At 72.8% G+C, this 13,583-nt stretch carries 10 protein-coding genes; 9 read left to right on the top strand and 1 reads right to left on the bottom strand.

Features of this window, described 5'->3' with window-relative positions:
• Positions 1 to 265: 265 nt before the first annotated feature.
• The 3 genes from ACFWWQ_RS07060 (at position 266) to ACFWWQ_RS07050 (ending at position 5,153) form a co-directional block, all read left to right on the top strand.
• Entirely contained in the window at positions 266 to 949 is a 684-nt protein-coding gene (locus ACFWWQ_RS07060) for a class I SAM-dependent DNA methyltransferase (RefSeq protein WP_384591400.1), read from the top strand.
• Between the two features lie 85 nt (positions 950 to 1,034).
• Positions 1,035 to 3,362, top strand: a complete 2,328-nt coding sequence (locus ACFWWQ_RS07055; protein WP_384591398.1) for a SpoIIE family protein phosphatase — start codon at positions 1,035 to 1,037, stop codon at positions 3,360 to 3,362.
• A gap of 327 nt (positions 3,363 to 3,689) precedes the next feature.
• A complete protein-coding gene (locus tag ACFWWQ_RS07050) occupies positions 3,690 to 5,153 on the top strand; it encodes a catalase (protein WP_384591395.1) in 1,464 nt (487 codons plus the stop codon).
• An 87-nt stretch (positions 5,154 to 5,240) separates the two neighbouring features.
• Here the strand turns inward: ACFWWQ_RS07050 and ACFWWQ_RS07045 are convergent, their stop codons facing one another.
• A complete protein-coding gene (locus tag ACFWWQ_RS07045; protein ID WP_384591392.1) occupies positions 5,241 to 7,535 on the bottom strand; it encodes a transglycosylase domain-containing protein in 2,295 nt (764 codons plus the stop codon).
• A 277-nt stretch (positions 7,536 to 7,812) separates the two neighbouring features.
• Between ACFWWQ_RS07045 and ACFWWQ_RS07040 the strand changes: the two genes are divergently transcribed.
• The 6 genes from ACFWWQ_RS07040 to ACFWWQ_RS07015 all read left to right on the top strand — a co-directional run bounded on the left by ACFWWQ_RS07040 (position 7,813) and on the right by ACFWWQ_RS07015 (position 13,580).
• A complete protein-coding gene (locus ACFWWQ_RS07040; protein WP_384591389.1) occupies positions 7,813 to 8,778 on the top strand; it encodes an SPFH domain-containing protein in 966 nt (321 codons plus the stop codon).
• The gene (locus tag ACFWWQ_RS07035) at positions 8,775 to 9,056 is read left to right on the top strand and encodes a hypothetical protein (RefSeq protein ID WP_384591386.1); all 282 of its coding nucleotides are present in this window, start codon (positions 8,775 to 8,777) and stop codon (positions 9,054 to 9,056) included. The genes ACFWWQ_RS07040 and ACFWWQ_RS07035 overlap by 4 nt, the downstream gene beginning before the upstream one ends.
• A gap of 112 nt (positions 9,057 to 9,168) precedes the next feature.
• The gene (locus ACFWWQ_RS07030; protein WP_384591383.1) at positions 9,169 to 9,855 is read left to right on the top strand and encodes an ABC transporter ATP-binding protein; all 687 of its coding nucleotides are present in this window, start codon (positions 9,169 to 9,171) and stop codon (positions 9,853 to 9,855) included.
• Entirely contained in the window at positions 9,852 to 12,236 is a 2,385-nt protein-coding gene (locus ACFWWQ_RS07025; protein WP_384591380.1) for an FtsX-like permease family protein, read from the top strand. Before ACFWWQ_RS07030 ends, ACFWWQ_RS07025 begins: the two co-directional genes overlap by 4 nt.
• A 133-nt stretch (positions 12,237 to 12,369) precedes the next feature.
• Positions 12,370 to 12,894: a PadR family transcriptional regulator gene (locus ACFWWQ_RS07020; RefSeq protein ID WP_384591377.1), complete on the top strand. Its 525-nt coding sequence runs from the start codon at positions 12,370 to 12,372 to the stop codon at positions 12,892 to 12,894.
• Positions 12,891 to 13,580 carry an ABC transporter ATP-binding protein gene (locus ACFWWQ_RS07015; protein ID WP_384591374.1) on the top strand — a complete coding sequence of 230 codons (690 nt, stop codon included), beginning with the start codon at positions 12,891 to 12,893 and terminating at the stop codon, positions 13,578 to 13,580. The genes ACFWWQ_RS07020 and ACFWWQ_RS07015 overlap by 4 nt, the downstream gene beginning before the upstream one ends.
• Positions 13,581 to 13,583 lie beyond the last annotated feature (3 nt).

Here is a 13,583-nt window from a genome sequence, read left to right as displayed (position 1 = left end):
CTGGCCCCCGGGCCGCGACCCCGGGGCCCCGGGTCCATCGCCGCTCTGCGGGGGGTCGCCCTGTCTCCCGTGCCCCCCCGGGGGGGGGCGGGCCCCCCCCCCCCCCCCAGGGGCAACTCCTCCGCCCGCTTGGCGGGCAGGGGCGCCGAGCCCCCCTTGCTGTGCCCTGGGCCACGAACCGTAGGATCGTCCTCCGCGAGACTGCACAGGCGCAACTCCACCCCAAACAACCGAACTTGACCGCGGTCGCAGGAGAGGCGAGGTCGTGAGCGCTGACAGCTACGACAAGTACGAGGGCCTGAACCGGTTAACGCTGGACCGGGCGGGTCAGGCCGAGGCGTTCGACGCGATCGGCGACCGCTACGACGAAGCGTTCCCGTACAAGGACGGACAGGTGTCGTCCGCCGCATGGCTGGCCGGTGAACTGCCGCCCGGCTCGCGGGTGCTGGACGTCGGCTGCGGCACCGGTCTGCCCACCTCCCATCAGCTCGCCGAGGCGGGCCACCGGGTGGTGGGCATCGACCTCTCCCCCGCGATGGTCAAGCTGGCCGGGGACAACGTCCCCAAGGCGGAGTTCCACCTGCTGGACGTCGCGGAGCTGCGCAGCGGTTCGCTGGGCGGCCCCGGGTCGTTCGACGGGATCACGGCGTACTTCACCCTGCTGATGCTGCCGCGCGCGGAGATTCCCTACGCGCTGCGGATGCTGCATGATCTGCTACGGCCGGGCGGGGTGATGGCCCTGTCCATGGTCGAGGCCGATGTGGACGACTTCACGATTCCGTTCCTGGGCAACTCGATCCGGGTATCGGGTTTCCTGCGCGAGGACCTGCGCCGTGTCGTGCGCGACGCGGGTTTCGACATCGCCGGGGAGGATTCCTACGCGTACGCCCCGGCCAGTACGGACGTACCACCCGAGATCCAGCTCTTTCTGCACCTGCGACGCGCTTGAGACGCAGCGGGTCAGGCGCGTCGCCCCGGCGCACTTGACACGCGGCGCGTCGGGCGCGCAGCCCCGGACGGATGGAATCCCACGCGTGACGGAGCACCCAACCTCCCACCACCTGCGGCAGCCGGTCCCGCCTGCCGCTCCTTCGGCGTCCCCTGCGCGGGGCCCGGGCTCCTCGGCGCCGTTCGGCGCGGTGCCCGATCCGCGCAGCGCCCTCCAGCAGCCGGGGGCGGCAGGCTTCGCGCCGCTGCCCGGGGCCGGTTCCGCCGTGCGCGGCGAGGGCGGCCCGGCCGCCGGACCGCCGGACGCCCCGCTGGTCACGGCCGGTGCCGGGCCGGGCGACGGCGAGCCGGTCGCGGGCCACGGCCGTCCCCGTACGTCCGGCGGGCACGCCCCGTACGACGACGGACTCGCGGCGCGCGGCGCGGTCGGCGGGGCGCAGCCGCCGGAGCAGGGCGAGCCGCGCCCCGGTGAGCCGCGGCCGGGCACCGGCCACGTACCGGCCGAGGGCATCGGGCGGCCGCGGGAGGGTGGCCGGTCGCGGCCGCCGGGCGACGACGGGCCGTCCGGTGCGTTCGTCCCGCCGCCCACGGGTCCGGCGGGCGGCGCGGTGGTGCCGGGCGAGGGTGCGGCGCCGGTGCCTCCGGCCCGGGCGGACCATCCGGGCGAGGGCGACGAGGTGGCGGCGGCCCGGCAGGCGGGCGGTGACCGGCTGCGGTTCATCGGCGCGGCCACCCGGCGGATCGCCCGGGGCATCGACCTCGACGAGATCGTGCTGGGGCTCTGCCGGGCGACGGTGCCGACGTTCGCCGACGCGATCCTGGTGTATCTGCGCGATCCGCTGCCGGTGGGCGACGAGCGGCCGACCGGCCCGATGGTGCTGCGGCTGCGGCGTACCGACCGGATCCCGGAGGAGCCGGACACCAACGGCATCCGGCTGCCGGTGCTGCCCGCGCAGCCGGATCTGGGCCCGGCGATGGGCGGCAGCGCCGCGGAGCTGGCCGAGGTGCTGACCGGCGGGCCGCTGGCGGAGGTGTTGCGCGGGGTGCGGCCGCTGTTCGGCGATGTCCCGGCGGCGCGGACGGCGCTGCCGGAGCTGCTGGGCGACGGCACCCAACTGCCGGGCGGGCGCCGGGTGATCCTGGCGCCGCTGCGTGGCCGCCGCCGGGTGATCGGCGCGGCGGTGTTCCTGCGCCGCCCGGACCGTCCGGCGTTCGAGGGCGACGATCTGCTGGTCGCGGCGCAGCTGGCGACGCACACCGCGCTCGGTGTCGACAAGGCGGTGCTCTACGGCCGGGAGGCGTACATCGCCGACGCGCTGCAGCGCACGATGCTGCCGGACTCGCTGCCGCAGCCCACCGGCGTCCGCCTGGCGAGCCGCTATCTGCCCGCGGCGGAGACGGCGCGGGTGGGCGGCGACTGGTACGACGCGATTCCGCTGCCGGGCAGCCGGGTGGCGCTGGTCGTCGGGGACGTCATGGGGCATTCGATGACGTCGGCGGCGATCATGGGGCAGCTGCGGACGACGGCACAGACGCTGGCCGGTCTGGATCTGCCGCCGCAGGAGGTGCTGCACCACCTCGACGAGCAGGCGCAGCGGCTGGGTTCGGACCGCATGGCGACGTGCCTGTACGCGGTGTACGACCCGGTGGCGCACCGCATCATCGTGGCGAACGCGGGACATCCGCCGCCCGTGATGCTGCACCGCGGCGGCCGGGCCGAGGTGCTGCGGGTCCCGGCGGGCGCGCCGATCGGGGTCGGCGGTGTCGACTTCGAAGCGGTGGAGCTGGACGCCCCGGCGGGGGCCACGCTGGTGCTGTACACCGACGGTCTGGTGGAGTCGCGGATCCGGGACGTGTGGACCGGCATCGAGCAGCTGCGGGAGCGGCTGGCGGAGACGGCGCGGCTGACGGGCCCGAATCCGCCGCCGCTGGAGCCGCTCTGCGACGAGGTGCTGGACATGCTGGGGCCCGGCGACCGCGATGACGACATCGCGTTGCTGGCGGCGCGGTTCGACGGGATAGCGCCCAGCGATGTCGCGTACTGGTATCTCGATCCGAAGGCCCAGACGGCGGGGCAGGCGCGTCGGCTGGCCCGGCGGGCGTTGTCGCGCTGGGGCCTGGAGGAGCTGACGGATCAGGTGGAGCTGCTGGTCAGCGAGGTGGTCACCAATGCGGTGCGGTACGCGGAGCGGCCGGTGACGCTGCGGCTGCTGCGGACGGATGTGCTGCGCTGCGAGGTCGGTGACGATGTCCCTCAGCTGCCGCGGCTGCGGCAGGCGCGACCGTCGGACGAGGGCGGGCGCGGGCTGTATCTCGTCAACCGTATGGCGCGGCGCTGGGGCGCCACCCGGCTGAGCATGGGCAAGGTCGTGTGGTTCGAGCTGTCGATGCCGCCGGGCGCCGCACCGCGCTGATCACCCGGCCGGACGCATGGCGCGTGCGGCGGTACGGAGCCCCGTCCGGGCAGCCGGGCGGGGCTCCGTCATGTGCGGCGGGGGCCGCGGGGTGCGTGGCCCGTAGGGGCGTCCCGTAAGGGCCGGGCGGAGCGATCCGGGCCGGGCGCCTCCCGGGGCGGCGTCCCGTAAGGGCCGGGCGCCTGCCGTTCCGGGGCCATCAGGGGCACGGTCAGCGGGCAAGGGTTGCCGACAGGCCGTCGGCGGCGTTGACTGCTTGAGTGGACAAAAGGGACTGACTGACCCCCCACTCCCCCACTTCCCCCGTCGAAACGGAGGCGCTCCTCCATGTCCAGCCCCGCGCAGAACGTCCCGCGCACGACGAACAACGCCGGTATCCCCATCGGGAGCGATGAGAACTCGCTGACCGTCGGCCGCGACGGTCCGATCCTGCTGCACGACCACTACCTGATCGAGAAGATGGCCCAGTTCAACCGGGAACGGGTCCCCGAGCGGGTGGTGCACGCCAAGGGCAGCGGCGCGTACGGCTTCTTCAAGGTCACCAACGACGTCAGCCAGTTCACCGAGGCAGATCTCTTCCAGCCGGGCAAGACGACCGAGATGCTGGCCCGCTTCTCGACCGTCGCCGGTGAGCAGGGGTCCCCCGACACCTGGCGCGACCCGCGCGGTTTCGCCCTGAAGTTCTACACCGAGCAGGGCAACTACGACCTGGTCGGCAACAACACCCCGGTGTTCTTCGTCCGCGACACGATCAAGTTCCAGGACTTCATCCGCTCGCAGAAGCGCCGCCCGGACAACGGGCTGCGCGACAACGACATGCAGTGGGACTTCTGGACGCTGTCGCCGGAATCCGCGCACCAGGTCACGTGGCTGATGGGCGACCGCGGCATCCCCAAGACGTACCGGCACATGAACGGCTACGGCTCGCACACGTACATGTGGGTCAACGCCGGAGGGGAGAAGTTCTGGATCAAGTACCACTTCAAGACCGACCAGGGCATCGACTTCCTCACGCAGGAGGAGGCGGACCGGCTCGCCGGTTCGGACGGTGACCTCCACCGCCGGGACCTCTTCGACTCGATCGAGAGCGGCAACGCCCCGTCATGGACGCTGTATGTGCAGGTCATGCCGTTCGACGACGCGCCGGACTACCGGTTCAACCCGTTCGACCTGACGAAGGTGTGGCCGCACGGCGACTACCCGCTGATCGAGGTCGGGCGGATGACGCTCAACCGGAACCCGGAGGACTTCTTCATCCACATCGAGCAGGCGGCGTTCGAGCCGTCGAACCTCGTGCCGGGCATCGGCCCGTCGCCGGACAAGATGCTGCTGGGGCGGCTGTTCTCGTACCCGGACACGCACCGGTACCGGATCGGCCCGAACTACGCGCAGCTGCCGCCGAACCGGTCGCACGTCCCGGTCCACTCGTACGCGAAGGACGGGCCGATGCGGTTCGATCCGTCGCGGGCGGCCCGGCCGTACGCGCCGAACTCCTACGGGGGTCCGGCGGCGGCCACACAGGAGTCGAAGGACCCGGTGGGCTGGGAGACCGCCGGTGAGCTGGTCCGCGAGGCATACACCAAGCGCCGGGACGACGACGACTTCGGGCAGCCGGGGACGATGGTCCGCAAGGTGCTGGACGACGCGGCGCGCGCCCGGCTGGTGAGCAATGTCGGCGGGCATCTGCTCAACGGCGTGAGCAAGCCGGTGCTGGAGCGGGCGTTGCAGTACTGGCGCAACGTCGACAAGGAGCTCGGCGACCGGATCGCCAAGAAGGTCGACGGCGGCTGATCCCGGCCGCCGCACGGCCGCGGCCCCCGCCTCATGGGTACGTGAGTACGAGGCGGGGGCCGCGGGCTGTGCGGGGGGCCGGTCAGTTCAGCCCGTGAGGCCACCGGGGCCGCCGCCGGGGCCGTTGCCCGTGCCGCCGGTGCCGTTGTTACCGCCGTTGCTCTGGCCGCCGTTGCTCTGACCGCCGTTGCCGCCCGGACCGCCGGTGGTGCCGCCGTTGGGGGCGCCGGTGCCGGGGTCGGTCGGCGGCGAGCCGGTGTCGGTGGGCGTCGGGGCGCCGGAGTCGGTCGGCGTCGGGTCGGTGGACGGCGTGCCCGAGGGGCGCTGCGTCTCGGTCGGGGTGCCCGACGGCGTCTCCGACGGCGGGGCGGTGTCGGTCGTCGGGGGCGGCGGGGCCACGCCCATGCCCGAGTCGGCGTCCAGGTGGAAGGTGGCTCCGGCGCCGGAGCCGAGCGCGGCCGCGTTGTAGGCGGCCCAGACCTGCGCCGGGTAGCCGCCGCCGTTGACGCGGCCGCCGCCACCGGTGCCGCGGAGGGTGACCTGCTTACCGCCCGCGGCCTCGCCGAACATGCCGACGGCGGTGACCAGCTTGGGCGTGTAGCCGACGAACCACGCCGACTTGTTGTCGTCGGAGGTGCCGGTCTTGCCCGCCGCCTGGTACGAGGTGTCCTGCACCGCCGTGGCCGTACCGTCGTCGACCACACCGCGCAGCACGGAGGTGACGGTGTCGGCGGTCTTCCGGCTCAGCACCTGGTCGCCGATCGGGCCCGGCAGATCCGGCTTCGGGTCGGTGGCGTGCTCGGCCTTGGTGACCAGGGTCGGGGTGACCTTCCGGCCGTGGTTGTCGAAGGTCGCGTAGACCCCGGCCATCTGGACGGGGCTGGCGCCCATGCTGCCGAGGGTCATGGCGGGCTGGACGTCCATCCGGGCGCCATTCATGCCCAGCGAGGTCGCGGTCTTCTTCAGGCTGTCGAGGCCGACATCGGCGCCCATCTGCGCGAACACCGAGTTGACGGAGTTGTTCATCGCCTTCTGGACGGTGATGTTGCCGTAACTGCGCTGGTCCTCGTTGGGCGGCGCGAACGGCGCGGTGCCGCCGGTGACCGGGCGCCGGTTGGTGCCGTCGTAGGGGGTGTCGGGCGTGATCGGGCGGCCGTCCTGGGTGGTGGCGTGGTTCTCCAGGGCGGTGGCGAGGATCAGCGGCTTGAAGGTGGAGGCCGGCTGGTAGTCGTCGCGCGTCGCGTTGTTGACGTAGTGCTGGGTGTAGCCGGCGCCGCCGTACAGCGCGACGATGTGGCCGGTCTTCGGGTCGACGGACGCGGCGCCGAGCTGGGCGTCCCGGTCGACCTGGCGGCTCTTGGGGTCGAGGTCGTCGGTGAGCTTGCGCTTGACGGCCTGTTCCAGGGCGAGTTGCTTGTCCTTCTCGATGCCGAGGGTGACGGTCCAGCCGCCCAGCTCGAACTTCTTCTCGTCGACGCCGTGGGCGAAGAGTTCGTCCTTGGCGGCCTTGACGAGGTAGCCGGTGCGGCCGGTCAGGCCCTCCTGGGGCTTGGGGTCCTTCGGCACGTCGAACTTCTGCTGGTCGCGCTCGGCCTGGGAGAGCCACTTCATCTCGACCATGTTGTCGAGGGTGTAGGCCCAGCGGGCCTGGGCGCGCTTCTTGCCGTCCGGGGTGGCCAGCGCCCAGTCGTACTGGTTGGGGGCCTGGAGCAGCGAGGCGAGATAGGCGCCCTGGGAGACGGTGAGCTGTCCGGCGTCCTTGCGGTAGTACGCCTGGGCGGCGGCCTGGATGCCGTAGGCGCCGCGCCCGTAGTAGCTGGTGTTGAGGTAGCCGTCGAGGATCTCCGACTTGCCCTTCTCGGCGTCGACCTTGAGGGAGATCACGATCTCCTGGAGCTTGCGGGAGACCGTCTGCTCCTGGCTGAGGTAGTAGTTCTTGACGTACTGCTGGGTGATCGTGGAGCCACCCTGCTTGCCCTCGCCGCGGAGGGTCTTGTAGATGCCGCGGAAGGTGCCCTTGAGGTCGACGCCGGAGTCGTCGTAGAAGGTCTTGTTCTCGGCGGCGACGAAGGCGTGCTGCACCTTCAGGGGCACGCTGCTGAGCGGCACGCTCTCGCGGTTCAACTTGCCGGTGCGGGCGAGGACCTTGCCGTCGGCGTACTTGTAGACGTTGCTCTGCGCGGTGGCGAGTTCGGTGCCCGCCGCGGGGACGTCGACGTAGTAGTACAGGCCGAAGGCGGCGGCTATGCCGAGCAGGCATATCCCGAAGAAGGTGCCGAGCATCTTCTTCCAGGTGAAGAGGCGGCGTATCCGGCCCTTCGGGCGTCGGGGCCCGGCCCCGCGGCTCCCCTGCCGCGCTCGTGTCGCGTCCGCTCGGCCCATGGCTCCCGTCACTTTCGCTCGTACCGCCCCCAGCTGGGTCAGCTGTTGAAGCTAACACCGCATCTGCCCCCAAATACTCATCGATCAAGGGCTTTTCCTACGTGACAAACAGCACCCGGCGTGACGGAACCGCAGACGCAGGGTTGCGCATCGGACGGGGCGACGCATTAAAGTGATATCACTTTGATGCGTCGGTGAGATCGCACCCGGGGACCGCCCGGGTGCGCCACCGACCCCGCGTCCGGCACCCGGGCGCGTCACGAGAAACGGGGCTTCCATGTCCGAGACCACACCCGTCACCCCGCCCAGAGACGGCGCACCGCTCGCCGATGCGCCCGAGATGCCCGCCCCGCAGGTCCGCGAGAGGGCCGCGCACAGCATTCCGGGCGGTCTGGCGCTGCTGCTGACCGTGCTCGGCGTCTTCCTCGGCATCGCGATGATCATCGGCGGCGGCGTCGCCGGTTCGGGCGGCAGCCCCGCGGTCGCCGCCCCGCTGATCATCGTCGGCATCCTGCTGCTGCTCTCCTCGTTCTTCTGCATGACCGGCGTGAAGATGGTGGCGCCGGGCGAGGCGCGGGTGATCCAGCTCTTCGGCCGGTACGTCGGCACCATCCGCACCGACGGGCTGCGCTGGGTCAACCCGCTGACCAGCGCGCGGAAGATCTCCACTCGGGTGCGGAACCACGAGACGGCGGTACTGAAGGTCAACGACGCGTACGGCAACCCGATCGAGCTGGCGTCGATCGTCGTCTGGAAGGTCGAGGACACCGCGCAGGCGCTCTTCGAGGTGGACGACTTCCTGGAGTTCGTCGCCACCCAGACCGAGGCGGCGGTCCGGCACATCGCGATCGAGTACCCCTATGACGCGCACGACGAGAACGCCCTGTCGCTGCGCGGCAACGCCGAGGAGATCACCGAGAAGCTGGCCGCCGAGCTGACCGCGCGGGTGCAGGCGGCGGGCGTGCGGATCATCGAGTCCCGCTTCAGCCACCTCGCGTACGCGCCCGAGATCGCCTCGGCGATGCTCCAGCGGCAGCAGGCGGGTGCGGTGGTCGCGGCGCGGCAGCAGATCGTGGAGGGCGCGGTCGGCATGGTCGAGCAGGCGCTGGTGCGCATCAGCGAGCAGGGCATCGTCGAGCTGGACGAGGAGCGCAAGGCGTCCATGGTCGGGAATCTGATGGTGGTGCTCTGCGGCGACCGGGCCGCCCAGCCGGTGCTGAACACGGGCTCGCTCTACCAGTGAGTGACGAGAGCCCCGAGGGAGCGGGCGGCGGCGCCCGCAAACCCGCGCGACGGCCGCAGCAGCGCAAGCAGGTGCTGCTGCGGCTGGACCCGCTGATCCACGACGCGCTGGCCCGCTGGGCGGGCGACGAACTGCGCAGCACCAACGCGCAGATCGAGTTCCTGCTGCGGAGGGCGCTGGCGGACGCGGGCCGGCTGCCGCGTGGGGCGGGCGGGCCGCCGCGGCGGGGGCGGCCGCCGAAGGGGCAGGGGCCGGACGCGGCCGGAGCGACCCCGTAACCAGGGCCAACCACGGCCATCCTTCTCCCTATACACGCGATGTATACACCTCGTGTAGAGTGCGGCGCATGCCCGAAGGTCGTCCCCTGCCCGCACCCACGGAGGCCCGCCCATGACCCCGTCCGGCTCGCTGCTCCACGCCGGTGGTCTGCACAAGACGTACGGCGCCACGCCCGCGCTGGACGGCGCGGAGTTCTCGATCCACCCGGGTGAGGTCGTCGCCGTCCTCGGCCCGTCCGGCTCCGGGAAGTCCACGCTGCTGCACTGCCTCGCCGGGATCGTCCAGCCCGGCCGCGGCACCGTCCGCTACGGCGATCGCGACCTCACCGCCATGAACGACGCCGAACGCAGCGCCCTGCGCCGCACCGACTTCGGCTTCGTCTTCCAGTTCGGCCAACTCGTCCCCGAACTCACCTGCCTGGAGAACGTCGCCCTGCCGATGCGGCTGGCCGGGGTGGCGCGCAAGGCGGCCGAGGCACAGGCGCGCGGCTGGCTGGAGCGGCTGGAGGTGGACCCCGTCGCCGGACGCCGCCCCGGTGAGGTCTCCGGCGGTCAGGGCCAGCGCGTCGCCGTCGCCCGCGCCCTCGCCACCCGCCCCCGCGTGGTCTTCGCCGACGAACCGACCGGCGCCCTCGACTCCCTCAACGGCGAACGCGTCATGGGCCTCCTGACCGACGCCGCCCGCGAGACACAGGCGGCCGTCGTCCTCGTCACCCACGAGACCCGCGTCGCCGCCTACTCCGACCGCGAGGTCATCGTCCGGGACGGCAAGGTCAGGGAAGCGGTGACCGCCGTATGACGCACCCACCGCACCGGCGTCCCGTACCTCCGCACGGCCCGGCCGTCCGGCTCCGCGACCTCGGCATGGGGCTGCGGTTCGCCGCTGCCGGGGGCCGCGAGGGCTGGACCCGTACGCTGCTGACCGCCGTCGGCGTCGGCCTCGGCGTCCTGCTGCTGCTCGGCGCCGCGTCGGTGCCGCACCTCATGGAGGGCCGCCACGAGCGGGCCATGGCCCGTCAGCTGCTGAACGGCGAGGAGCCGCCGCCCGCCGCCGCCCGTACCGTGCTCGCCGACCAGGACGGCACCGTCTTCCGCGGCGAGCGGGTCTTCGGCACCCGGGTACGCCCCGAGGGGCCCGACGCCCCGCTCCCGCCGGGCGTCACCGCGTACCCGCGCCCCGGCACGATGGTCGTCTCCCCCGCCCTGCGCTCCCTGCTGGCCTCGCCCGACGGCGCCCTGCTGCGTGAGCGGCTGCCGTACGTGATCACCGGCACCATCGAGAACGCGGGGCTGCTCGGCCCGAAGGAGCTGGCGTACTACCTGACCAGCGACACCCTCACCGTGGACAACGGCGCGTTCCGCCTGACCCACTTCGGCGCCGACGAGCCCGGGCCGCCGATGAGCCCCATGCTGCTGATGCTGATCATCATCGCGTGCGTGGTGCTGCTGATGCCGGTGGCCGTCTTCATCGCCACCGCGATCCGCTTCGGCGGCGACCGCCGCGACCGGCGGCTGGCCGCGCTCCGGCTGGTCGGGGCGGACGTCGCCACCACCCGCCGGATCGCCGCGGGCGAGGCGCTCTTCGGCGCGCTGTGCGGACTGGTGCTGGGCACCGCGCTGTTCCTGGTCTGCCGTGCGTGCGCGGGGTCGGTCACGCTCTGGGACATCAACGCCTTCCCCGCCGACGTCACGCCGCTCCCGGCGCTGGCCGCGCTGATCGCGGTGGCCGTCCCTCTCGCCGCCCTCGCGGTCACCCTCTTCACGCTGCGCGGCGTCGCCATCGAACCGCTCGGCGTGGTCCGCGGCCGTACGGTACGGCGCCGACGGCTGTGGTGGCGGCTCCCGCTGCTGGTGGGCGGCCCGGCGGTCCTGCTGCTCGGCGGGCGGCTCGACCCGCGGCAGAGCGGCAGCGACGTCTACCCGGTCGCGGTGGGCGCGGCGCTGACGCTGTGTGGCGTCACGGCGCTGCTGCCGTGGGCAGTCGAGGCGGTCGTCAACCGGCTCGGCGGCGGCCCGGTCGCCTGGCAACTGGCCGTCCGCAGGCTCCAGTTGAGCGGCGGCGGCGCGGCCCGCGCGGTCAGCGGCATCTGCGTCGCGGTGGCTGGGGCGCTGGCGCTGCAACTGCTGGTCTCCGCCCTCCAGAGCGACTTCGTCCAGCGCACCGGGCAGGACTCCAGCCGCGCCCAGATGTCCGTGTCACTGCCGGAGTCCACCACCGCCGGCCTCCGCCGCGGCATCGCGCGGCTGGCGGGGACCGAGGGCATCCGCGACACGCGCGCGTTGATCGACGCGCACGTGACCCGGCCCGGTCCGTTGGGCAAGGGCGAGGACTTCCCGCCCGGCGCCCCGCTGACCGTCGGCGACTGCGCCTCGCTCCGCGAGGTGGCGGACACCGGCCCCTGCCGCGACGGCGACGTCTTCCTCGCCGTGCACGGCGGCCTGGCGTCCGACGCCGAGTCCGTCCGCGCCGCCGCCCGCCCCGGCGGGCAGGTCCTGCTCAACGCCGACGGGGACACCGGCAAGCCGATCGGCGCGCCCCGCCTGTGGACCGTCCCGGAACGGACCCGCGAGGTCACCGCCCGCAAGGACCCGACGGGCGGCCTCTCGCTCGGTGTCCTCGCCACCCCCGGCGCCCTCGACGCCACCCGGCTCCAGGACCCGTACGCGCGCGTCCTGATCCGTACGGATCCCGCGGTGCCCGACGCCGAGGAACACGTCCGCAACACCGCCGCCGCGCTGGGCCCGGAGGTGTCCGTCTCGACGGTGCACGACACCGAGAGCGATGCGCAGTACGCCAGCGTGCACACCGGGCTGCTGCTCGGCTCGACCGTGACGATGGCGCTGGTCGCCGCCGGGCTGCTGGTCACCACCCTGGAGCAGCTGCGCGAGCGGCGGCGGCTGCTGTCGGTGCTGGTGGCCTTCGGCACCCGCCGCTCCACCCTCGCCTGGTCGGTGCTGTGGCAGACGGCGGTGCCCGTCGCGCTGGGGCTGGCCCTCGCGGTGGCCGCCGGGCTCGGGCTCGGCTCCGGGCTGCTGCGGATGGCGGGCAAGGCCGACTACGACTGGTCGGGCATCTGGCCGCTGCCGCTCGCCGGGGGCCTACTGGTCCTCCTCGTCACGCTGCTCAGCCTGCCGTCGCTGTGGCGGCTGATGCGCCCGGACGGCCTGCGCACGGAGTGACCGCGCCGCCGCGTGGAACGCGCCCCGCGGGGCCCGGGCGACCGGGCCGCGCGGGGCGTTCCCGTGCCCGTACCGGGTACGTATAAATCGAGCGTATACACCCCGGATACACCCACGACGTAAGGTGGTCGCCATGTCAATCGGTCATACGCTGCTGGGCCTTCTGGAGTCCGGTCCCCGCCATGGCTACGACCTCAAGCGGACCTTCGACGAGCACTTCGGGCATGACCGTCCGCTGCACTACGGGCAGGTCTACTCGACGATGTCCCGACTGTTGAAGAACGGTCTGGTCGAGGTGGACAGCGTCGAGGCCGGTGCGGGACCCGAGCGCAAGCGGTACGCGATCACGGACGCCGGTGTCACCGACGTCGGGCAGTGGCTCAGCCGCCCGGAGAAGCCGGAACCGTATCTCCAGTCGACGCTGTACACCAAGGTCGTTCTCGCGCTGATGACCGGGCGGGACGCCGCCGAGCTGCTCGACACCCAGCGGGCCGAGCATCTGCGGCTGATGCGCGGGCTCACCGAGCGCAAGCGCCAGGGTGACCTCGCCGACCAGCTGATCTGCGACCACGCGCTCTTCCACCTGGAGGCCGACCTGCGCTGGCTGGAGCTGACCGCCGCCCGGCTCGACGGCCTGGCGCAGACGGTGCACGAATGACGCCTGACGGTTCACTGCTCGCCGCGAGCGCTCTGCACAAGGCGTACGGCGCCACGCCCGCGCTGGACGGCGCGGAGTTCTCGGTCCACCCCGGTGAGGTCGTCGCCGTCCTCGGCCCGTCCGGCTCGGGGAAGTCGACGCTGCTGCACTGTCTGGCGGGGATCGTCCGGCCGGACAGCGGGACCGTCCGCTACGGGGACCGCGACCTGACGACCATGAGCGACGCCGAACGCAGCGCCCTGCGCCGCACCGACTTCGGCTTCGTCTTCCAGTTCGGCCAACTCGTCCCCGAACTCACCTGCCTGGAGAACGTCGCTCTGCCGCTCCGCCTCAACGGCGCCCGCCGCAAGGAGGCCGAGCGGCAGGCGCGGGAGTGGCTGGAGCGGCTGGAGATCGAGGACGTCCAAAAGCAGCGCCCCGGAGAGGTCTCCGGCGGCCAGGGCCAGCGCGTCGCCGTCGCCCGCGCCCTCGCCACCCGCCCCCGGGTCGTCTTCGCCGACGAGCCCACGGGCGCCCTGGACTCCCTCAACGGCGAGCGCGTCATGACGCTGCTGACCGACGCCGCCCGCGAGACCCGGGCGGCCGTCGTCCTCGTCACCCACGAGACCCGCGTCGCCGCCTACTCCGACCGCGAGATCACCGTCCGCGACGGCAAGGTGAAGGACCTGCTGGCGGGCTTGCGGTGACCA

It is taken from the genome of Streptomyces sp. NPDC059080 (genome assembly GCF_042739975.1).
GTDB lineage: Bacteria > Actinomycetota > Actinomycetes > Streptomycetales > Streptomycetaceae > Streptomyces > Streptomyces benahoarensis.
The sequence above is the reverse complement of the archived record's forward strand: the minus strand, read 5'-3'. Positions and strand labels throughout refer to the sequence as shown.